Annotated in this window: 18 protein-coding genes and 1 tRNA gene; 5 read left to right on the top strand and 14 right to left on the bottom strand. The window is 71.4% G+C overall.

Going from position 1 to position 19511, the window contains the following annotated elements; translation table 11 throughout:
* Positions 1 to 138: 138 nt before the first annotated feature.
* The 5 genes from ACZ53N_RS04135 to ACZ53N_RS04155 form a co-directional block, all read right to left on the bottom strand.
* Positions 139 to 1599, bottom strand: a complete 1461-nt coding sequence (locus ACZ53N_RS04135) for a hypothetical protein (RefSeq protein ID WP_469139421.1) — start codon at positions 1597 to 1599, stop codon at positions 139 to 141.
* Positions 1596 to 3113: a GT4 family glycosyltransferase PelF gene (gene pelF, locus ACZ53N_RS04140; RefSeq protein ID WP_469139422.1), complete on the bottom strand. Its 1518-nt coding sequence runs from the start codon at positions 3111 to 3113 to the stop codon at positions 1596 to 1598. Before pelF ends, ACZ53N_RS04135 begins: the two co-directional genes overlap by 4 nt.
* A 65-nt stretch (positions 3114 to 3178) precedes the next feature.
* Complete coding sequence (locus ACZ53N_RS04145; protein ID WP_469139550.1) at positions 3179 to 5353, bottom strand: hypothetical protein; 2175 nt, start codon at positions 5351 to 5353, stop codon at positions 3179 to 3181.
* Between the two features lie 846 nt (positions 5354 to 6199).
* Complete coding sequence (locus ACZ53N_RS04150) at positions 6200 to 6346, bottom strand: hypothetical protein (RefSeq protein WP_469139423.1); 147 nt, start codon at positions 6344 to 6346, stop codon at positions 6200 to 6202.
* A gap of 109 nt (positions 6347 to 6455) precedes the next feature.
* Positions 6456 to 7166 (bottom strand): L,D-transpeptidase family protein, encoded by a 711-nt coding sequence (locus ACZ53N_RS04155; protein WP_469139424.1) that lies wholly within the window; start codon positions 7164 to 7166, stop codon positions 6456 to 6458.
* A gap of 174 nt (positions 7167 to 7340) precedes the next feature.
* Between ACZ53N_RS04155 and ACZ53N_RS04160 the strand changes: the two genes are divergently transcribed.
* Positions 7341 to 8303, top strand: coding sequence for a hypothetical protein (locus tag ACZ53N_RS04160; RefSeq protein ID WP_469139425.1), 963 nt, complete (start codon positions 7341 to 7343; stop codon positions 8301 to 8303).
* Between the two features lie 25 nt (positions 8304 to 8328).
* On the opposite strand, the gene ACZ53N_RS04165 is transcribed toward ACZ53N_RS04160, so the two are convergent.
* The gene (locus tag ACZ53N_RS04165; protein WP_469139426.1) at positions 8329 to 9030 is read right to left on the bottom strand and encodes an SDR family NAD(P)-dependent oxidoreductase; all 702 of its coding nucleotides are present in this window, start codon (positions 9028 to 9030) and stop codon (positions 8329 to 8331) included.
* Between the two features lie 90 nt (positions 9031 to 9120).
* On the opposite strand from ACZ53N_RS04165, the gene ACZ53N_RS04170 reads away from it, so the two are divergent.
* Positions 9121 to 9720: a TetR/AcrR family transcriptional regulator gene (locus ACZ53N_RS04170; protein ID WP_469139427.1), complete on the top strand. Its 600-nt coding sequence runs from the start codon at positions 9121 to 9123 to the stop codon at positions 9718 to 9720.
* 267 nt (positions 9721 to 9987) lie between these two features.
* Here ACZ53N_RS04170 and ACZ53N_RS04175 read toward each other — a convergent pair whose 3' ends face one another.
* The 5 genes from ACZ53N_RS04175 to ACZ53N_RS04195 form a co-directional block, all read right to left on the bottom strand.
* The gene (locus ACZ53N_RS04175) at positions 9988 to 10617 is read right to left on the bottom strand and encodes a DUF4291 domain-containing protein (protein ID WP_469139428.1); all 630 of its coding nucleotides are present in this window, start codon (positions 10615 to 10617) and stop codon (positions 9988 to 9990) included.
* Between the two features lie 69 nt (positions 10618 to 10686).
* Positions 10687 to 11775 carry a magnesium and cobalt transport protein CorA gene (locus tag ACZ53N_RS04180; protein WP_469139551.1) on the bottom strand — a complete coding sequence of 363 codons (1089 nt, stop codon included), beginning with the start codon at positions 11773 to 11775 and terminating at the stop codon, positions 10687 to 10689.
* Positions 11776 to 11889: 114 nt separating this feature from the next.
* Positions 11890 to 12648, bottom strand: a complete 759-nt coding sequence (locus tag ACZ53N_RS04185; RefSeq protein WP_469139429.1) for a 2OG-Fe dioxygenase family protein — start codon at positions 12646 to 12648, stop codon at positions 11890 to 11892.
* A gap of 215 nt (positions 12649 to 12863) precedes the next feature.
* Entirely contained in the window at positions 12864 to 13913 is a 1050-nt protein-coding gene (locus ACZ53N_RS04190; protein WP_469139430.1) for a phytase, read from the bottom strand.
* A 112-nt stretch (positions 13914 to 14025) separates the two neighbouring features.
* Positions 14026 to 14292, bottom strand: coding sequence for a hypothetical protein (locus ACZ53N_RS04195; protein ID WP_469139431.1), 267 nt, complete (start codon positions 14290 to 14292; stop codon positions 14026 to 14028).
* Positions 14293 to 14476: 184 nt separating this feature from the next.
* On the opposite strand from ACZ53N_RS04195, the gene ACZ53N_RS04200 reads away from it, so the two are divergent.
* Positions 14477 to 14550, top strand: a tRNA-Trp gene (locus ACZ53N_RS04200).
* Between the two features lie 261 nt (positions 14551 to 14811).
* Here the strand turns inward: ACZ53N_RS04200 and ACZ53N_RS04205 are convergent.
* Positions 14812 to 15228 carry a cupin domain-containing protein gene (locus tag ACZ53N_RS04205; protein WP_469139432.1) on the bottom strand — a complete coding sequence of 139 codons (417 nt, stop codon included), beginning with the start codon at positions 15226 to 15228 and terminating at the stop codon, positions 14812 to 14814.
* 52 nt (positions 15229 to 15280) lie between these two features.
* Between ACZ53N_RS04205 and ACZ53N_RS04210 the strand changes: the two genes are divergently transcribed.
* Positions 15281 to 16261: a GlxA family transcriptional regulator gene (locus ACZ53N_RS04210; RefSeq protein ID WP_469139433.1), complete on the top strand. Its 981-nt coding sequence runs from the start codon at positions 15281 to 15283 to the stop codon at positions 16259 to 16261.
* Here ACZ53N_RS04210 and ACZ53N_RS04215 read toward each other — a convergent pair.
* Positions 16216 to 17313 carry a beta-propeller fold lactonase family protein gene (locus ACZ53N_RS04215; RefSeq protein ID WP_469139434.1) on the bottom strand — a complete coding sequence of 366 codons (1098 nt, stop codon included), beginning with the start codon at positions 17311 to 17313 and terminating at the stop codon, positions 16216 to 16218. The genes ACZ53N_RS04210 and ACZ53N_RS04215 overlap by 46 nt on opposite strands.
* 214 nt (positions 17314 to 17527) lie before the next feature.
* Here ACZ53N_RS04215 and ACZ53N_RS04220 point away from each other — a divergent pair, with 214 nt between their 5' ends.
* On the top strand, positions 17528 to 18511 hold the full coding sequence (locus tag ACZ53N_RS04220) for an NAD-dependent epimerase/dehydratase family protein (protein ID WP_469139435.1): 984 nt from the start codon (positions 17528 to 17530) through the stop codon (positions 18509 to 18511).
* Positions 18512 to 18582: 71 nt separating this feature from the next.
* Here the strand turns inward: ACZ53N_RS04220 and ACZ53N_RS04225 are convergent, their stop codons facing one another.
* A complete protein-coding gene (locus tag ACZ53N_RS04225) occupies positions 18583 to 19503 on the bottom strand; it encodes a DUF2867 domain-containing protein (RefSeq protein ID WP_469139436.1) in 921 nt (306 codons plus the stop codon).
* Positions 19504 to 19511: the final 8 nt, after the last annotated feature.

Raw genomic sequence — 19511 nt, forward strand, 5'->3', positions numbered from 1 at the left:
GCCATTCACCAGGCCTGCGTTCACCAGGCCTGTGCATGAAGGTCGTTCATGACGGGTGCCGTGCGGTGTGCCTGAGGTGCGATGTGCGTGAGGTGCGGGGACGGTGGTGCGGGGACGTGGTGGTGCTTCAGTGGTGGTTCAGCGGTGCGTCGTGAGTCGTCCGAGCAGGGCGGTGGCGACGGCCAGGAGGCCGACCGCCGTGCCGCCGCAGACGAGGAGTTGCGCGGTGGCCGGTGTGGAGATCCGCAGGAGCTGCGCGGCCGTCTCGGTCCCGGCCGCCGCCAGGCACAGCAGCGCCGGGGTCCAGGCGACGCCGAAGGCCTGGAGCAGCAGCCCGGCCCAGAGGACCGCGCCCAGCGCCAGCAGCGCGGCTGTCCGCAGTGCGGTGAGCGGCGGACCGTCCGGCCACAGGGCCCCGGCGGCCAGGTCGAGGGCGGCCAGGGCGGCGAGGTAGACCGCCACGCACAGGGCGAGCACGCGGGCGACCCGCAGCAGCAGTCCCCCGGTGGTGACACTCCGGGCGAGCGCGCGGAGGGCGAGGCTCCGGCAGCGGTAGAGCAGCCACTCCGCCGCGCCCATGCTGAGGGTGAGCGCGATGACGGCGGAGCCCGCCGTGGTGGCCCCCGCCCCGTGCCGCAGAACGTCGCCGAGCGCGGCGAGGGTCGTCAGCACCCCGCAGCCCAGGCCGAACAGCCCGTACGGGACGGAGGCGGCGAGGGGCAGCGGTGCGGGCCCGGCCGACGGGGTATCGCCCTTGCGGGTGCGCGCGATCTCGTACGCCGCCGCGAAGAGCACGCCCCCGGCGGTGGCCAGCAGCAGGGCGACGCGCACGGAGGCCGGCGGGTCGGTGACGAGGAGCGCCACTCCCCCGGTGGCGGTGGGCAGGAGGGCGAGCAGCAGGAGCCGCTCCCGGCCCAGCACCAACAGGACGGTGGCCCCCGCCAGGTACAGCGCCTGGCCCGCCGCGTAGGCGGTGGGCCCGGCCGGGGCGGGGAACGCCACCGCGACCACGATGGCGAGCAGGGCGCCGAGCGGGGCACCCCACATCAGGGCCCGCCCGGCGGCGGCGCGCCCGCCGGTGCCCAGCCGCAGGTACGCGCGGTGGGCGAAGCCCTGGTTCCAGGCCCAGGCCGTGAGCGCGGAGGCGACGAGCGCACCGGTGCCGGCGGGCAGGCCGTAGCCGTCCCGGGCGCCGGCCATGAAGGGGGCACCGAGCGCGTAGCCGAAGCCGGGCAGGGTGAACACCAGGGCCCGCAGGACGAATTGGCCGGGACTCACCTGCCACGGGTCGGGGCGCGGGCCGGGTTCGGGGTGGCCGCGCGGCACCCGTGCGTAGAGTTCCGCCGCGAGTTCGAAGGCGTCGCGACGGCCGTAGCGCTCGGTGATCTGCTCGCCGGTCAGTCCGTCGGCCTCCAGGACGGCCGCGATCTCGTCGGGGTGGACGGCCGCCGCGCAGACCTCGGCGAGCTCCTCGGCGAGGTCGTCGAGCGGGTCGGCGGCCCACCGCGGCCGGGGCCGCGGGTGGGGGCGCGGGTGCGCGGAGGCGAGGTCGTGGACGGGTTCCGGCTCGTCGGGGACGAGCCGCAGCAAGCCGCTCATCCCGCACCACCTGCTGCCAGAGCCATGACGGGCACGGGCTCCGGCCGGAATATCCGCCCGGACTCCTGCTGCCTGCCGCGGGCCAGGTCGTGGTAGATGTCGCGGAAGGAGTCGATGGTCTGGCGGAGGGTGAACTGCTCGATCACCCGCAGCCGGGCCGACTCGCCCATCCTCGCCCGCAGTCCGGGGTCCTTCAGCAGGCGCAGCGCGGCCTTCGCCATGCTCTCGGGGTCGCGCGGCGGCACGACCAGACCGCTGTCGCCCACCGCCTCGCAGACGCCCCCCACGTCCGTGGAGACGGTGGCGCGCCCGCACGACATGGCTTCGATCAGGGTGAAGGGGAAGCCCTCACTGATGCTGGAGAGCATCACCACGTTGCCCGCGGCGTAGGCGTCGCGGATGTCCTCCACCCGCCCCTCGAAGGTGACGCCGTCGGCGACGCCCAGCTCGGCCGCGAGGCTCTCGCAGGCGGTGCGGTAGCCCTCTCCACCGCGCGGGGTGCCACCGAAGAGCCGCAGGCGTACGGCCGGGATCTCCGCCCGTACGATCGCGAAGGCGCGGATCAGGGTCTCCAGGCCCTTGATGGGGTCGACGCGCCCGGCCCAGCTCAGGGTGGGGACCTCCGGCTCCGGGCCGGCGGGCGGGAACGCGGCGGGGTCGACACCGTTGTAGACGGTGCGGATGCGGTCGGGCGGGGTGCCGCCGTGTTCCTCCCAGCGTCGGTTGTAGCGGTTGCCCGGGGTGACCAGGGCGGCGCGCCGGTAGCTCTCCTCGGCCAGCAGCCGGAACAGCCCCAGCATCAGGGCCTTGACCGGCCAGCGGTAGGGCTCGGCGCGGAAGCCGAGATAGCGCTCGCGCAGATAGATGCCGTGCTCGGTGAGGAGGAACGGCGTGCCGTGGCGGTGGTGGGCGAGCAGCCCGGGGACCGCCGCGAGGCCGCCGCTCACCGCATGGGTGACGCCCTCGGCCGGCACCTTCGCGGCGAGCGGGCGCAGCGCGTGTTCCAGCAGGTCGGTGGCGGTCAGCGCGTCGTGCAGGGTGGGGCGGGCGGCGGCGGTGGCCAGCTCCGGGCGGTTCCACACCCGGACCAGGGCGCGTGCGGCGGCTTCGCCGCGCAGCGCGGCCGGCAGGGTGCCCGCCACGGCGTACTCGGCGAGCCGGTAGAAGGTGCGCGGGAAGTGGTGTTCCTGGGCGGGGTCGAGGAGAGCGAGCAGGAACCGTTCGTAGGCGGTGAGGAAGCGGCGCAGTGCCCGGCCGCGCGGGGCGCGGCCGGCCGGGGGCGGCCCCCACAGCGGGAGGGTGTCCACGCTCCGGACGTGGCCGGGCAGGTCCCAGGCGAGCGGCTCCCGGCCGGTGCCGGTCACGGCGATGACCCGGAAGTCGATGTCGGGCATGCCCTGGACCAGCTGGTCGCACCACACGCTCACCCCGCCGTGGCTGTGCGGGTAGGTCCCCTCGGTGAGCAGCGTCACCGAGGGGGTGTCCAACGCCGGTTCGGCGAACGGTCCGTGCATGAATTCTGTTCTCTCCGGGAGACGGTGGGGCATGGGGCGGTTCGGCACGGAGGACACGGGTCGGATCAGCGCCGGGTGGGGACTCCGGTCCCCGGGCGCACGGGGTGGCCGACGCCCTGGGGGACCGTGAGGGCGGCGGCCGGGGGCTGCACCCGGGCGGCGGCCCCGGGCGCGGTACGGGCGGCCGGGGTCTCGGTGGGCAGGGTGAAGGTGAGCTGGGGCTGCCCGTCGGCGGATGCGGCCCAGCCGGAACGGGCTCCGGCGTAGGCGGCGCCGAACGGTGTGCTTCCGCTGCCGTTGACCTGCGTGCTGCCGTTCGGGAGCGTCGCGGTGGCCTCGATGCCGACGGGCGCCTCGACGGTGACCGTGGAGCCGATCCGGTAGGCCGTGACCTTGCCGGCGTCGAGGGCCGCGTCCCAGGCGGCCCGCTTGCGCAGCTCCGTGGCGACGTCCCGCATCCGGGGGGTGACCAGGGGCGTGTTGTCGGCGAAGAGGGCGGAGTAGTCGGCGAGGACCTTCTCCATGACGGTGTAGCCCAGGCGTTCCTCGGAGAGGTTGGACTGGTGCATGAAGTGCGGCCGCGGGTCGTTGGCCAGGACGTGGCCGAGGGCGATCCGGGATTCGAGGGGCGCGATGTAGGACGCGAATCCGGTCCTGACGTCCAGCGGGGCCTTCAGGCAGGTGGTCGTCGTGGAGTTCTCGCAGAAGCCGCTGCCGCCGTCGGACTTCTTGGTGTAGAGCCAGTTGTACTCGTCGGTCTGCTCGGCGGCCGTGCCGACGTTGTAGTAGACGTTCATCGGGTAGCGGGGCACGGTCAGCGCGGATCCGACCTGGCGCTGGCGCGGTTCACGCGAGTTGTCGCTGGCGATCGAGGCGACTCCGCTCGCGGTGAGGACGGGGGCGAGTTCGGGGTTGTCGACGTTCTGCTGGGGCAGCGTCTTGAGACCGGAGTGCTCGCCGGTCACCAGCTCGTCCCGGTCGAGGGTCAGCCCCTGACGGGCCGCCCAGGCGAGGTTGTCGTTGACCTGGCCGCTGATGGTCTGGCGGCTGACCCAGCGCGTCCTGCCGAAGAGATCGGTGGCGCACTTCCAGGGCACGACGGAGGTGTTCTGCTCACAGCCCAGGAAGGCGTGGGTGTAGGTGTGGTTGATCCAGCGGTAGGACTTCTGGTCGGCGACCAGCTGATTCAGCAGCGGGTCCGGTGCGCCGCCGCGCTCCGCCCGGTACTCCTCGCTGCCGACGCCGTTGTAGGCGAGGTCCAGGGGCAGGCCGTGGCTGTCGGACCACTGCTTGGCGTAGGCCGCGTCGGCGGCCGTCATCCGGATCGGCGGGCTCTGGGCATCGGGGTTTCCCGGACAGTCGACGTCACCGGGGGTGCACTTGAGCTTGGTGTCCCAGCGGTCGTCGGAGGCGAAGACGTCGTCGACGTGCACGCCGAAGTAGTTGCGGGCGGCCCCCAGATGAACGCCCCGGGTCAGCCACTCCACGATGCCCCGGGAGACCAGCCGGAACTGCGACTGGTACCGGTTGTAGACGAAGGTGACGACCAACTCGCTGCGGCCGTCGTGGTCGTACTGGCCGATCAGCGAGCCGCGCGCGGAGCCGCCGGGGATGGGCGCGTCGAGGTAGCTGGTGTACGTCGCGCCGTTCGCCTGCTTCTCCAGCGGGGTCGCGAGGTAGCCCCAGCTCTCGTTGACGGCGGTGTCGTTGTCCTCAAAAGGAACGTTTCTCTTCAGATAGCCGAACGGCCCCCCGGCCCCGGCCCCCGTCACCTGGGCGGACTTGCCGTCCATCGAGCCGCTGTAGCCGGAGCCCTGGGGAGTGTTGAGCCCCACCGCCGGGCGGGCGTAGGTGTAGGCGTCCACCTGCCGGATCCCGAAACGCTTCTCGTACCCGGCCAGGGCTGCCATCTCCGCCGAATTGGCCCCGAAGGGGTTGTCGTTGGGCAGCACCACGCCCTGGAATCTGGCGCGCGGTCTGCCGTCCACGGTGTCGCTCAGGAACGCCTCGTCGATCCGCTGGCGGCCGGAGTCCGCCAGGGTGATCTTCGTGTACGGCGTGCCGGCTTCATCGAGCTCGGCACGGATCGCCTCGGTGGCCGGTCCGCCGTCGTCGACGACCAGCACCCGTAGGTCGATTCTGGGCTCCGCCCCGGCGGCGGAGGCGCCGCCCGTCGGTAGCGTCACAGCCAGTAGGGCCGCCGAGGCGCATGCCGCGGCCAGCCGGGTCGTACGACCCATCATGATCTCCCCCCATAACGGAACGACGCGCGAGAGCGTCGTCCGTACGGTTCCTCACGTGCGCATGGCGTCGATGCCGCCATTGAGCGCACCCCGAATAGTCCCCAAGTCCGGCTCCGCTGCGGTCCGGGACCCCATCCCGGCCGCGTCCGCTCCTCCCCTGCCGCGGTACGCGCGCCGATGCCCGTACCCGTGCCGCGCGGCCGGAGCCGAGGCCGCGCGACAGTGACCGGGCGGGTGGCACAGCGATGCCACACCCCCCGAGAGGCGCACTCAGCCTCTCGACCGCCCAGCCATATAGTGCGCCATGCCCGAAGGCCGCGCGGGGCGCACCGAGGAGGAGCCCGGCGCTCGTTCCGGGGTGTTGTCCGGAATTCAACTCGCCCCGGATAGCGACCGGATACGGACGGATCAGCTCACGCTCATCGGCCATTGCCGGGGTGACCTGTGGCGACATTGGTCTATGCCCCGCTCGTATGCCCGCCGCCGGGCCGCCGGACAGGGGGGCCACCCCGACATCGAACATCGACAAGATCGGCCTGATGACGGCTGTCGGAATTGCCGGTTGAGGTGTCAATTCGACGGATGTGCTCGGCGGCGATCACCCCCAACTTCCGTGACGTACCGGCGAGTCGGGCGGCAAAGTTCCGGAAACCGCGCGACCGGTCCGATATTGTGCCGAGTTTGTTCCGCGATCGTTCCGGGGGCGGGGCCGGGCCGGGTCGGGGGGCGGACAAGGGCCCGAGCCCGCCACGACGCGCCCGGACGCGTAACGCCCGGCCGTTCGGACGGGCGTTACGCCATGGTCTTCTCGGCCCGTACGAGCCAGGGCCCCGGCCCGTACGGTCAGCGCTTGCCGCGCACCTTGCCGAGCAGCGCCTTCAGCTGGGCCCGCTTGCGTGGGTCCCGAGCGGCCCGCCTGCCCTCGCTGATGGCCCGGCGGCCCTGAGGACTCCGGGCGAAATTCCTGATCCGGTCGATCAACCCTGCCATGACCCATTCCTCCGGTCGCTCACGGCCCGGCGCGGCCCACGTGGTTCGAGACTGTGTGTCTACCCAGTGACCGGGGGTCTCACGTCCAAGAGTCCCTCCCGCCGGAACCTCACGTGCCGGGCTTGCGGCCGTAGACCTGGACGTCGTCGCCGTTGCGAAGCATGGACCAATACTTCTTCGCATCCGCCGTGCGCATGTTGACGCAGCCGTGCGAACCGGGGGGCGACCAGACGCTGCCGCTGATGGCGTGGAAGGCCTGTCCGCCGTCGAAGAACTGGCTGTACGGCATGCGGACCTTGTAGATGCTCGACCAGTGGTCGATCGCCCGCCAGTAGATCTTCTTCGCACCGGTGCGCGTCTCGTACCCGTCCCGTCCCGTGCGCACCGGAACCGGGCCGAACTTGAGGGTCTTGCCGTCCTGGATCCAGCTGATCTGACGCGTGAGGTCCACGCAGGCTATGCGGCCCTTGTTCACCGGGCACTTCCCGGCGGCGTTCGGATCGCGCTTGGTGATCTCCGCCTGCATCGCCCGCCAGGTCACCGGGCCCGCGTAGCCGATGTCGGGGCGGATGCCGTGCTTGTTCTGGAAGGCCTGGATCACCCGGCAGTCGGCCGGCGACTGCCGCCCGTCGACCGGCCGGCCCAGGAACTTCTCCGCGTCCTTCTGGTGCGGCCCCGTCTCCGACGTACACGCGGTGGCCGCCTGCGCGGTCCCGCCCATGGCCACCGTCAGTGGCGCCGTGAGTCCGACGACCCCCAGCAGCACGGCCGTTCGGCGTGCCGCGACTGATCCCGTCCTGTTTCTCGCTCTGGTTCCCATACGGGGTATGACCCCCCACCCGGCCCGGCGGTTGCACGAACCGGCACCCGGCTTTTCCCCGGCGGCACGTGGCGGGATCCGGGCTTGTGGGGTCCGGGGCCCGATGATTCGATGCCGCCATTCCGGTGAAGTGGTCCCCGGCGTTCTCCCATCGAAGGAGATCCAGTCATGCCCATGAGCCCCGTGCGAAGCGACGGAAGAAGCGCGCTCGACCTGCCGAGGACGCCGACCGGATTCGACCAGGTCTTTCACGCGATACGGGCCCGGAAGCCACAACGGATCGCGGGCCTGCCCGCCGAGCCGCACTGGCGCGCCGATTATGTGGCGCCGGACGTCACGGGGCCGCGCATGACCCTCGAGGAATTCGGCTATCGCCGGGAGGAACTCCACCACGCGCACGGCCGGGTCGACGACACCGCCCTCGTGGGCCCCGCACGGATCCTCACTCCGGAGGGCCTCGACCTGCTGGCCGAGGTGTGCGACAAGCTGGAGGGCGCGGCGGGCAGCAGCCGTTTCATCGCGACGCGGCGGCTGCGCGGTGCCGATCTCGTGTCGCCGTTCATCAACAACATGATTCGGGACCGGACTTTCCTGCTCACCTGCTCCCGACTGGCGGGAGTTCCCCTGATCCCGCATCCGCTGCGCCTTCCCACCGCGCAGATCAATTACTTCGAGGGCCGGGGCCGGCCGGAGATCGTGCGCTGGCATCGCGACGGCATGGACTACGTCTTCACCATCCAGCTCAGCGGTGACGACGATTACGAGGGCGGGCGCTTCACGTATTTCCAGGGACGCACGGATGAATTCACAGGGGTGACCGAGGGCGACCCACGGATCCGGGAGGCGCCGTGCGGGGAGCGCGGGACGACACTGTTCCTGCACGGCAGCCGGATCTTCCACGCGGTCACCCCGGTGACGCAGGGCCGCCGGGTGACTTTGGTGATCTCCTTCTTCTGCCCCTACTTCGCCCGGCAGGACTCGAATACGTTCTGGCACCTGGCGGGCGACGACGGCATTCCCGCCACGATCCCGAGCTGGCTGCGCCTCAAGTGGCCGGTGCGCGACCCGGCCATGGACTACAGCCTGCGGGCGGGCAGCCCGGTCATCACCTGGGAGGACGTCGTCCAAGGCGCGTAGGGGCTGTCCGGTACAGGCCGACGCTCTACCACGGGACGGTCTTGCCGTGGCGATCCAAGAACTGCAGGCCGGGGGCGCCGGTCTGCGCTTCGAGGACGTCGACGACGCCGGGAATGCTCTCCTGGGGGGTGAGTGGCGCGTCGGGCCCGCCGAGCCGAGTCCGGTTGTGGCCGGGGTCGATGAGCAGCTTGGTCTGTCCGTCGGCGGCATGGCGGATGGCGTAACTGCGCATCAGCTGGTTGAGCGCGGCCTTGCTGGCCTTGTAGAGCTCATGGCCGCCCTCGGTGTTCCGCGAGACGCTGCCCTGCTCGGAGGACATGACCGCGACGGTGCCACCGGGCGCGACAAGTCCGCGGAGGGCCTCCAGGGCGCGCAGCGGGCTCAAGGCGTTGGTAATCATCACCTCGGTGAACATGTCCGTCGAGACCTCGTGGATCGGCAGATTCCCTCGGTCGATCGCAGCATTGACGAAGAGCAGATCGAGTCGACAGCCGTCGTCCTCCAAGCGCTCGCGCAGCGCGGCTAACTGTTCGGAGCTTGTCATCTCCAGCGATTCGACCTTCAGTCGGCCGTTCCAGGCATCGGCCTTCGCTTGCAGCTCGCCGCCGCCCTGGCGCGTCGTGGCAATGACGTGCCAGCCGCGTCGAGCCAGCTCGTCGGCGAGGACGAGCCCCAACCCTCGAGACGCTCCGATGATGAGGGCCTTGCGGTGGGACGCAGCGTTCATACGCACTCCTTCGTGGCGGGAGAATTTAGAGTAGACGCGCCGTTGCGTCTAGACAATACCGCGGCCCTGTCGGCGGGTAGGGTGTCCCGCATGCCCGCAGCCAGCCCTCAGCCCCGCAGGCCGCGCTCCGGCAGCCGGCGCGACGAGTCCGCACGTCTCGCTGTGCTTCATGCCGCGGACGATCTACTCGTCGAGCACGGCTTCGGCGCTCTGACCATCGAGGCGATCGCGCGTCGCGCCGGGGTCGCCAAGCAGACGATCTACCGCTGGTGGCCTTCGAAGGTCGAGATCCTCCTCGACACGCTCATCGAGGACAGCGACAAACGCCTCCCCGTCCCGACGGAGAAGCCCACGGCAGAGACCGTCCGTGGCTATCTCAGCGACTTCGCGCGATTCCTCGCCGACGACCCTGCCGGCAAGGTCCTGCTCGCGCTCATCGCCGAGGCGCAGCACGATCCCGCCACGGCCAAGAGCTTTCACACGCGCTATCTCGGTCCACGTCGTGACCAAGAACGAGCCATGCTCACGCGCGCGATCGACGCCGGTGAGGTCTCGCCCGGACTCGGCCCCGAAGCCACGATCGACGCCCTCATCGGCCCGATCGTCTACTGCGCCCTGACGGGATCGAGCATCCCCGGTGAACTGGTGGACACCCTTGTCGAGGGCCTGCTCAGGCCCCGATCGACCTGAGTATCCACTCAGCGATGCGTCGGCCTGACCAGGCGGGCACCCTGCCCCGGCCCGAAGGCCGGCACGGTGGCGAGATCCCGGCGCAGGTCGGTGGCGGCGGACTCGGCCACCATCCCGAGTAGCCGGACCACCGCGTCCTGTTCTCCGCAGACGGCGGTCTCCCCTGGCCGTCGTGACGAGCAGCGACATCAGCCTCTTCACCCGGCCCGTACTCAAGCGCTGAGACCCGGGCGGCCAGGAGCGATCGGCCTGGCGACGATGACGCTCTCACCGTTGACGGTGACGTCCTCGCCCGTCCCCCTCCTGCGCCCGCAGATGGGCCAGCAGCTCGTCCCCGGCCGGGTACGGACGCTCCTCGGGCAAGAGCCGGGACGCCGTCTCCAGGTCACCGCCGCGCACGAGCGCGTGCACTTCGTGCGCGAGCGGGGTCACATCGGTGATGGCGACCGTCCACTCGTCGGCATAGCGTCGCGAGGCCTCGCCGGAAAGACCCAGCTGGAGGGACCGGTACGGCAGCGCGGCCAGGCGCAGATCGCGCTCGGGGTCCCACTGCACCCGCGTCGGCGCCCGGCGCAGCTCGCGCCGCCAGGCGTCCCGGTCGGGGTGCACACCACGCTCGTAGTGCGACAGGGCGGCGTGCCGCAGCGCCCACTCGAACCCCTCACGGGTGATCTCGACGGCGAGAACCGTCTCCTGCCCCTCCTTCGTGCCCCAGCCGCAGCGGTACATCATCCACAGGAAAGAGGGCTTGATCCATGTCATGCGGTCCCGCTTCCAGGCGGCGGGGAAGCGCCCGTCGCGCGCCGCGGGAACGCCGATCGCTGGACTGTAGGCCTGGTAAACGGTGACCGTGGAGTCCGTGTGGAGCGCGCGGATTCGGTGGTTCGGTTCGTGCATGACGACCACGATGAGGTACGCCGACCTGCCTTGACCAGTGGTTTTACGGGACGGGCGGAGCCGCCGGCGTTACAGCCAGCCGTTACGGCGGAAGCCTCGGTGGATGGCGAAGCAGGCGACGGCGATGACGACGAGGACGAGCGGGTAGCCGTACGTCCAGTGCTGCTCCGGCATGTGGTCGAAGTTCATGCCGTAGATCCCGCAGACCATCGTGGGCACGGCGACGATCGCGACCCAGGCGCTGATCCGGCGCATGTCCTCGTTCTGTGCGACGGTCACCTGGGCGAGATGCGCCTGGAGGATGGAGTTGATCAGCTCGTCGAGGGCGATGATCTGTTCGGCGACCCGGGCCAGGTGGTCGGCGACGTCGCGGAAGTACGTCCGCAGTTCCTGGTCGACCACGGGGTACGGTCGGGTGGACAGCTCCCGCACCGGCCGGTCCAGCGGTATCACGGCACGCCGGAATTCCAGGAGTTCGCGCTTGAGCTGGTAGATCCGGCCCGCGTCGGCGGGGCGGCCGCTGTCGCTGGCGAAGACCTCGGCCTCGACGTCGTCGATGTCGCTCTGCACGGAGTCGACAACGGCGAGGTAGTCGTCGACCGTATGGTCCGCGATGGCGTGCAGGACGGCGGCGGGTCCCTTCGCGAGCAGCTCGGGGGCGGACTCCAGTTGCTCGCGCAGCGGACCGAGGGAGCCGTGTCCGCCGTGCCGGACGGTGACGACGAAGTCATGGCCGGTGAAGACCATGATCTCCCCGGTGCCGACCACTTCGCTCGTCGCGGTCAGCTTGTCGTGGTCGACGTAGCAGACGGTCTTGAAGACGGTGAAGAGCGTGTCGTTGTAGCTCTCCAGCTTGGGCCGCTGGTGGGCGTGGACGGCGTCCTCGACCGCCAGCGGGTGCAGGCCGAACAGCGTGGCGATGTCGGCGAACTCCTCCACGGTGGGCTCGTGCAGGCCGATCCAGACGAAGCCGTCGCCCGCCTTGCGTACGTGCCTGACCGCCTCTTCGACGGGGCAGTCACCCTCCTGCCGGACGCCGCCGATGTAGACCGCGCAGTTGACGACGGCGGATCCGAGCGGTGAGCGTGCGGGATGACTGAGGTCCACCGCGGTGCGGCGGTGCCTCAGCCGCACCGCTTTGCGCAGCTGGCCGGTCATCGACATACGGGGTCCTCCTCCAGGTCGGCGGCCAGTCTGCCATCTCTGGTCTGCAGGACCCAGCCGCGCCCGGCACCCTCTCCCGGCGCCCGTTCACGCGCCCCCGCGCCGCGGTCAGCCGGTGGAGCCGGGGAAGAAGTCGACGAGCAGCATGTCGCGCACGCCCGTGCGGGCACCGGACGCGGGCCGGACCGGGGAGACGCCGTGCAGGACACGCCGGTCGTCGAGGACGATGGTCTCCATGGGGGTGGTGAGCAGCGCGTGGTGGATCCGGCGGCGGCCGAGGTCGTAGAGGCTGGACTCGGCGCCCTCGACGTCCTCGCGGCGGATCAGCACCTGGGCGACGTAGCTGTGGCCGTCCTGGTGGACGCCCTCGGGGGCGGGGTGGCCCTCGGCGTCCTCGGTGGCGGTGACGCGTATCTGGTGCACCCCGCAGGTGTCGATGCCGGTGCGGGGGCCGGGGAGCCTGCCGAAGAGGGTGCGGACAACGGTGCGCAGCGCGGCGCCGGACGCCACCGAGTCGTCGAGCGGGGCGAACATGCGGTCCACGCCGCCGTTCACCTTGTTCACGGCTCTGTCCTGGAAGAAGGCGGCGTGCGGGAGCTTTTCGAGCCGGTCGGGCAGCAGTCGGAAGGACCCGTAGCGGCGGAACCGGTAGGGCGTGGCGGTGCCCAGGTGCGCGTCGGCCGGCAGATCGTGCCAGGAGTCGGTGAACTCCGCGACACCGTCCTCGGGGACCTCGGCCAGCGCGGTCGTGAGGAGGTCCGGGCCGAACTGGACGAAGGGGGCGACCTGATCGAGGGGGCCCGACTCCGGTGCGTTCCCGATTCCGGCGCCGGACGTCTCCGGCTCCCGCAGTGGCGCTGTGGTCATGGCTTCCTTGCCTTCGTACGGGCCCTGTCAAGGGCCTTCGTGCGGACGTGCTCGGGGCACCGGGTCACGGGGGCTGAACGAACGTAGCAAGACCGGCCACGACGGGGAATCGGCCGAGACGGCCGAAAAAGTCACATACAAAGGCCTGTTGACAAACGCACGGGTGCCCGGACGACGCACGTCGTCCGGGCACCCGGGGGTGCGTGTTCAAACCGTCAGCCGAGGACGGCGGAGATCCGTTCGAACGGTACGAGCTTGAAGTTCTGGTTGCCGCTGGTTCCGGGGGCGGAGTTGGTGCCGTCCTGGCAGACGAAGACCCCGCCGGGGAACTTCGCGCCGAGGGGCGCGGCGGTGGCGTCGATGCCGTCGGTGTCCTCGCAGCCGTCGGCGGCCGTCCCCTTGGTGACGGCGAAGCGGCCGAGGTAGCCGCCGCCGGTCCGGTCGTAGACGGCGAAGTCGTTGCTGCCCTGCGAGGAGACGATGAGGTAGCGGCCGGCGGCGGTGATGCCCTCGGCGTCGGCGGTGAGGTGGCCGCCGGAGCCCGTGGAGTCGAGCTTGGTGCGCGTGGTGCCGGCGGTGGGCTCGGCGCCGTAGACCCACACGCCGACGTCCTCCTCGCCGAGGTAGAGCTTGCCGGTCTTCTCGTCGGCGTAGCAGCCCTCGACGGCGGAGCCGGCGTCGAAGATGCGCACGGAGGTGGCGTTGACCGCGTCGCCGCGCACCGCGAGCTCCCACTGCTCGACGCGGCCGGAGGTGGAGTTGGGGTAGGCGTACAGCTTGCCGCTGGTGGGCGAGGTGTACATGCAGATGCCGTGGGCGGTGACCTCGGTGGCGACGTCCTTGAGGTGCGTCAGCTTCCGGGTGGCCGGGTCGATGCGGTAGATGTGCATCGCGCCGTCGCCGTTCGCGGCCTCGTCGTCCGCGGAGACGACGATGTCTCCCCGCAGGTCGACGTTGTTGCCGTGGTCGCCGTTGATCCGCTGGATGCGGTTGCCGGAGAGGTCGAGGACCTCCAGCGCGCCCTTCTTGTCGGTGGTGACGATCACCGACCGGGACGGGTCGGTGGGGTGGACCCAGATCGCCGGGTCGTCGGCCGCGTCACCGCTGTGCGACACCGGGGAGGTCTCCACGGTGGCGGTCACCGGGAAGCGGCCGGGGACGGCGGCCTGCGCCGTGCCGGTGGACTGCCAGAGCAGCGCCCCGGTCGCGAGGGCCAGGGCGGCCGAGGTGGCGCGCAGACGTACGGAGGTGGCCAGGGGCCTCATGGGAAGGAGCCTTCCGGAGACGACAACGTCGCGGCGAAGGTACGTTCGATACGGGACGGAGCGGTGAACTCCATTTGAATCCCGGGCGGCCGTTCCCCGCCACCTCGGGCGTTCACTCCGCCGTACGCATCGCCTGTTCGAGCAGGGCCGCGGTGGTCGTCGCCGTCTCGCGCGTGGTCTCGTCCTCGCCGGTGCGGGCGAGTTCGCCCAGCAGGACGGCGGCGGCCTGGAGCACCCCGACGTGCACGGTCGCGGTCCGCAGGGCGGCGAGCGCGGCGGCGGCCTGCTCGCCCGACGACGCGGTGGGTCCGGGGATCAGGGTGCTGACGCCGCGTCCGAGGGCGGTACGGGGCGAGGGCTGAGGTGTCGTTGTGCTCACCGGTGCAGTCTTCCGTACGCGGAGCCGTCGTGGGTACGTACGGCCCCGGGCCGGGCCGCCGTCAGGCGGAGCCTCACCGACCGCTTGGGGTGAAAGCCCTCGCCGAGGGGCGACGGTGACCATCGCCACGACAAATCGGCTGGCGGCGGACGCCCTGCCCATGGCAGAGTGATCACCACGCCGAAGGGGCGTAGCTCAGCTGGCCAGAGCAGCGGACTCCAAACCCGCTAGTCGCAGGTTCAAATCCTGTCGCCCCTGCTGACGGTCGGGCAGGCTTACTTCCCCCGACCTGCAAAAGTGCGTGCAGTGGGGTTGTCGCGATCACCGCGACAACCCCACTGTCGTTTCAGCTCCCCGCGCATGTCCGAGCCGCTCCGGCTGCCTCGCACTCACTGCGGGCAGCGTCGACCGCGTCCACTGCCTGGAAGCGGCCTTCCCCTTCGGTACGGCCGACCGCCAGGCGTTCCTCATCCGAAGGCCGAGCAGGGCACAGCACGCCCGGCAATCGCCGCCCCGTCGTCAGCCGAGCGTGTGCCCGGTGGTGGCGTCGACGTGGCCGGGGACCGGGTCGTGGCGGTCGCCGACGGTGGACGTGCCGGTCGGTTCGAACAGGAGGATCGAGGCGCCGGCGGTGGAGAACGGGCGGTGTTCCACCCCGCGCGGGACGACGAACACCGCGCCCTTGGGCAGCACGACCACGCGCTCGTCCTCGCCCTCGCGGAGGCCGATGCCCAGCTCACCGTCGAGGACGAGGAAGAACTCGTCCGTGTTCTCGTGCGCGTGCCAGATGTGCTCACCCGCCACCTTCGCGATACGGACGTCGTAGTCGTTCACCTGGGTGACGATCCGTGGGCTCCACAGCTGATCGAAACTGCTCAGTGCGGACGTCAGGTCGATCGGTTCGTTGATCGGTTCGTTGATCGGTTCGTTGATCATTTCGCCATCATCGCCATTGTCGATCATTCGGTACCAGTGCTAGGAATCGCATATGTCGCATGGATCCTCGCACCGGGTGGCCGTCCTCGTCGACGAGGGCTCCAACCCCTTCGAACTGGGCGTGGCCACCGAGCTGTTCGGGCTGCGCCGCCCCGAGATCGACCGGCGGTGGTACGACTTCACGCTCTGCGCCGCCTCACCCGCCGTGCGGATGAACGACGGGATGTTCACGCTGTCCGGCGTCGCCGGGCTGGAGGCGGCCGATGCCGCCGACACCCTGATCGTGCCCAACCGTCCGGATCCCCGCACCCCGCCGGACCCGGCCGTGACGGCCGCGATCCGGCGGGCCGCCGGGCGGGGTGCGCGCCTGGTGAGCTTCTGCACCGGCGCGTTCACCCTCGCCGCGGCGGGGGTGCTCGACGACCGCCGGGCCACCACGCACTGGAAGTGGGCGGCGGAGTTCTCGGCCCGTTACCCCGAGGTCCGGCTCGAACCGGACGTGCTGTTCGTGGACGACGGTGACGTGCTGACCGCCGCCGGCAGCGCCGCCGCGCTGGATCTCGGCCTCTACCTGATCGGCCGCGACCACGGCGCCGAGATCGCGAACGCGGTGAGCCGGCGGCTGGTGTTCGCGGCACACCGCGACGGCGGGCAGCGGCAGTTCGTCGAGCGGCCCGTGCCCGCCGTGCCCGACGCGTCGCTCGCTCCCCTGCTGGCCTGGGCCCTGGAACGGCTGGGCCGGCCGCTCTCGGTCGCGGACCTCGCGGCCCGCGCGGCGGTCAGCCCGGCCACCTTGCACCGGCGCTTCCGGGCCGAGCTCGGCACCACGCCGCTGGCCTGGCTCACCGGTGAACGGGTGGCGCTGGCCTGCCGGCTGATCGAGCGTGGCGAGCTACGGCTCGACGTGGTCGCCGAAGCCAGTGGCCTGGGGACGGCGTCGAACCTCCGGGCGCAGCTGCGCCGGCGCACCGGGCTGAGCCCGACGACCTACCGTCGGCGGTTCGGTCCGGCCGCTCCCGAGCCGGTGCGTTGAACGGATCGGCGGGCGGCCGGGAGGTACGCGAGCCCGTGCGCGCCGGCTTCGCCCGCGCGGCCGACCTCCAACGTGGTGATGACCCGCATCAGGGTCAGGTCGACGACGGTCACCGTGCTGGACATGACGTTGGAGACGTAGCCCACCGAGCCGTCCGGGGAGGAAGTGATGGTGAGGGGGAACCGGCCGACCTCGACGTGTCCGGCCACTTCCAGGGTGCCCGGGGCGTAGACGGTCAGCACGCCGTTGTCCTGCGCGCCCAGTGCGCCGTCGGGCGCCTGCGCCGCCATCCGCAGCTCGCCCACGAGCACCGCGCCGGTGGCGGCGGTGTGCACGGGGAACACCAGGCCTTCGGTGGGCAGGGTCCGTACGATCGCGCCGGTGGCGGTGTCGATCACACGGATGCCCGGTGCGGCGGCGGGCCGGGCGCCGAAGTCGCCCTTGGGGGCGGCCACGTAGACGTACCGGCCGTCGCGCGAGACGTCCAGTCCCTCGCTGCCGGGTACGGCGATCCGGCCGGTGAACTCGTCGCGTTCGAGGTCCACGACGGAGACGAACCGTGCCTCCTTGTTGGTGGAGTAGCCCCGCCGCCCGTCCGGGGTGATCGCGAACCAGTGCGGGCCGTCGGCCATGAGCGGGATCCGGGCGACCCGCTCATGGGTCCGGGTGTCGTAGACGATCACGCCGCCGGGCGCGTTCTCGGTGGCCTCGACGCTGACGTACAGCCGGGATCGGTCGGGGTCGAGGGCGAGCCCGTGCGGGGCGTGGTCCGGTGCGGTGTCGAGGGTGGCGACGATCTCGTGGGTGTCCACGTCGATGACGCTGATGTTCCGGGCCCGGCCCTGGTGGGCGTGGTAGTAGCCCGAGACGTAGGTGGCGGCGCAGTACAGCAGTCGGCGGTCCGCGTCGAAACACAACTCGTGTGGCTCGGCGGGCACTTCCAGCACCCGGAGGACCGCGTGCGTGCGGGCGTCGAAGAACGTGACGGTCGGGCCGCTCTGGCTGACGACGGCGAGCTGGTCACGGCTGGTGTCGGTGTGACGGGTGTTCATGCCTCGCATCCTGGGCGGCCGGGGCGGGGCACTCCAGTGCGTTGCGGTCAAGGACGTGTTGTCCTCGGCGCAATGATCCAGGTGGGCTGTCCGTCGGCCGAATACGCTGTGGCAGGGGTCACGCACAACGAGGCCGGGGCGTTCAGCTCTGGGCGATTCCGCTGAGAGCATGGGGTGCTTCCCCCGGCGCGGTCCGGGGTGCACAGTCGCGGTCATGAGACTTCTGATACTGGGTGGAACGGAGTTCGTGGGCCGCGCCGTCACCGACGAGGCGCTGGCCCGGGGTTGGCAGGTGACCGTCTTCCACCGCGGCCGCCACGAGCCCGCGCCGGGCGTCGTCGAACTGCTGGGCGACCGTACCGAGGTGGGCGGTCTGGCGGCGCTGGACCATGGCGAGTGGGACGTCGTGGTCGACACCTGGACGAACGCGCCGTCGGTCGTGCGGGACGCGGCGCGGGCGCTGGCCGGACGGGTGAAGCGGTATGTGTACGTGTCCACCGGCTCGGTGTACAGCTACCCCTGCGCGCCCGGGCACGACGAGGACGCGCCCTTGGTGGACGGCTCGCCCGACGCCGGCGAGGTGGACTACCCGCAGGCCAAGCGGGGCGGAGAGCTGGCGGTGACCGAGGTCTTCGGGGACCGGGCGCTGCTGGTGCGGGCCGGGCTGATCCTGGGCCCCCGGGAGAACATCGGGCGGCTGCCGTGGTGGCTGCTGCGCATCGCCCGGGGCGGCCCGGTGCTGGCGCCCGGGCCACGCGACTTGGCGTTGCAGTACATCGACGCGCGCGATCTCGCCCGATGGTCCCTGGACGCCGTGGAGCGGGAGCTCGGCGGCCCCTACAACCTCATCAGCCCGCCCGGACACACCACCATGGGCGGGCTGTTGGAGGCGTGCGTACGCGTCACCGGTTCCGACGCCGAGCTGCGCTGGACGGATCCGGAGCCGATCCTCGCCGCGGGTGTCGAGCCGTGGATGGACCTGCCGATCTGGGTGCCGCCGGGCGAGGCGTACGCCACCATGCACGAGGGTGATGTGTCCAAGGCGCTGGCCGCCGGGCTGCGCTGCCGCCCCGTCGAGGAGACGGTGGCCGACACCTGGGCCTGGCTCCGGGAGTTGGACGGTCCGCCGCCGCGACGCATGGACCGTCCCCCGCTCGGCCTGGACCCGGAGATCGAGGCCAAGCTGCTGGGGGGCTGAACAGCGGGCGGCACGGCCGCGGAGAAGGGAGACGGACCCGCTGTCCCCTGTTCAACGGGTCCGCCTCCCGGTCATGGCACGGCCACCTCGGCGGTGGCCGGGTCCGCTGCCCGGTGGAACCGCTCGCGCGACCCCGCGCTCGGGGTGGACAGCGCCAGTCGGCGGTGGGTGCGGCGCAGCAGGGCGCGGGCCATGGCGGGGTGCACCCGCTTGACGACCGTGAAGTAGGCCCGGCCCACCGGGTTGTGGATCCGCACGACCGTGCTGAGCGTGACGCGCCCTTGGTCGATGAGGATCGAGGCCCGGAAGTCCAGGTGGCCGGCGTCCTTGCCCAGTAGGACCTCGCCGTCCCCGCGCGCCACGACAGGAAAGCGCAGAGCACCTTCCCAGGCCCGTGGGTCCTCGGGCATCCCCGGCAGGATCTCCAGCTGCCAGGCGTCGGTGAAATCGGTGCGCTCGAAGGCGGTACGGGCCAGCCGGGCCCGGGCGGGGAGTTCCACCTCGACCGGCTTGTCCCACTTCAGCCGGTTCAGCAACCGCACCCACGGGGACCAGCGCACCGCCCGCCGCAGCGAACCGGTCGCCACGCGCTCGATGTTGTCGAAGACCTCCTCCACGACGGTGTCATGGGCGAACCGGATCGCCAGGCTCCAGGCCAGCGCCTCGGTGCCGCGCTGGGTCTGCTCCAGAGTGTGCCGTACGAGGCAGCGGCCGGGGCCGAGCGGTTCCACGGCCATCTCGTGGAAGCCGTTCGACGGTGGGGTGAAGTCGAAGCGGACGCGGCTGCCGGGCTCATGGGCGCCGACGCGGTAGCGCACCGGGCCGTGGCCGCCCTCGGCCCCGACTCCGAGCGGGCGGTCGAAGCGCATCGCGGGCCAGGCGGGGGTGGGGAAGATCGGGTCGTCGTCGGACGACAGCCGGTCGAGCAGAGCTCCGACCGTCTCCGCCGGAGCCTCGATGACGCGTTCGTGGATGTTGCGGACCGTGCGCATTGCCCCTC

This window comes from Streptomyces sp. NPDC033229 (genome assembly GCF_055576875.1).

Excerpts from the sequence above, each read along its gene's own strand:
- ACZ53N_RS04135 (WP_469139421.1), bottom strand. The coding sequence starts at position 1,599 with ATGAGCGGCTTGCTGCGGCTCGTCCCCGACGAGCCGGAACCCGTCCAC.
- pelF (WP_469139422.1), bottom strand. The coding sequence starts at position 3,113 with ATGCACGGACCGTTCGCCGAACCGGCGTTGGACACCCCCTCGGTGACG.
- ACZ53N_RS04145 (WP_469139550.1), bottom strand. The coding sequence starts at position 5,353 with ATGGGTCGTACGACCCGGCTGGCCGCGGCATGCGCCTCGGCGGCCCTA.
- ACZ53N_RS04150 (WP_469139423.1), bottom strand. The coding sequence starts at position 6,346 with ATGGCAGGGTTGATCGACCGGATCAGGAATTTCGCCCGGAGTCCTCAG.
- ACZ53N_RS04155 (WP_469139424.1), bottom strand. The coding sequence starts at position 7,166 with ATGGGAACCAGAGCGAGAAACAGGACGGGATCAGTCGCGGCACGCCGA.
- ACZ53N_RS04160 (WP_469139425.1), top strand. The coding sequence starts at position 7,341 with ATGAGCCCCGTGCGAAGCGACGGAAGAAGCGCGCTCGACCTGCCGAGG.
- ACZ53N_RS04165 (WP_469139426.1), bottom strand. The coding sequence starts at position 9,030 with ATGAACGCTGCGTCCCACCGCAAGGCCCTCATCATCGGAGCGTCTCGA.
- ACZ53N_RS04170 (WP_469139427.1), top strand. The coding sequence starts at position 9,121 with ATGCCCGCAGCCAGCCCTCAGCCCCGCAGGCCGCGCTCCGGCAGCCGG.
- ACZ53N_RS04175 (WP_469139428.1), bottom strand. The coding sequence starts at position 10,617 with ATGCACGAACCGAACCACCGAATCCGCGCGCTCCACACGGACTCCACG.
- ACZ53N_RS04180 (WP_469139551.1), bottom strand. The coding sequence starts at position 11,775 with ATGACCGGCCAGCTGCGCAAAGCGGTGCGGCTGAGGCACCGCCGCACC.
- ACZ53N_RS04185 (WP_469139429.1), bottom strand. The coding sequence starts at position 12,648 with ATGACCACAGCGCCACTGCGGGAGCCGGAGACGTCCGGCGCCGGAATC.
- ACZ53N_RS04190 (WP_469139430.1), bottom strand. The coding sequence starts at position 13,913 with ATGAGGCCCCTGGCCACCTCCGTACGTCTGCGCGCCACCTCGGCCGCC.
- ACZ53N_RS04205 (WP_469139432.1), bottom strand. The coding sequence starts at position 15,228 with ATGATCAACGAACCGATCAACGAACCGATCAACGAACCGATCGACCTG.
- ACZ53N_RS04210 (WP_469139433.1), top strand. The coding sequence starts at position 15,281 with ATGTCGCATGGATCCTCGCACCGGGTGGCCGTCCTCGTCGACGAGGGC.
- ACZ53N_RS04215 (WP_469139434.1), bottom strand. The coding sequence starts at position 17,313 with ATGAACACCCGTCACACCGACACCAGCCGTGACCAGCTCGCCGTCGTC.
- ACZ53N_RS04220 (WP_469139435.1), top strand. The coding sequence starts at position 17,528 with ATGAGACTTCTGATACTGGGTGGAACGGAGTTCGTGGGCCGCGCCGTC.
- ACZ53N_RS04225 (WP_469139436.1), bottom strand. The coding sequence starts at position 19,503 with ATGCGCACGGTCCGCAACATCCACGAACGCGTCATCGAGGCTCCGGCG.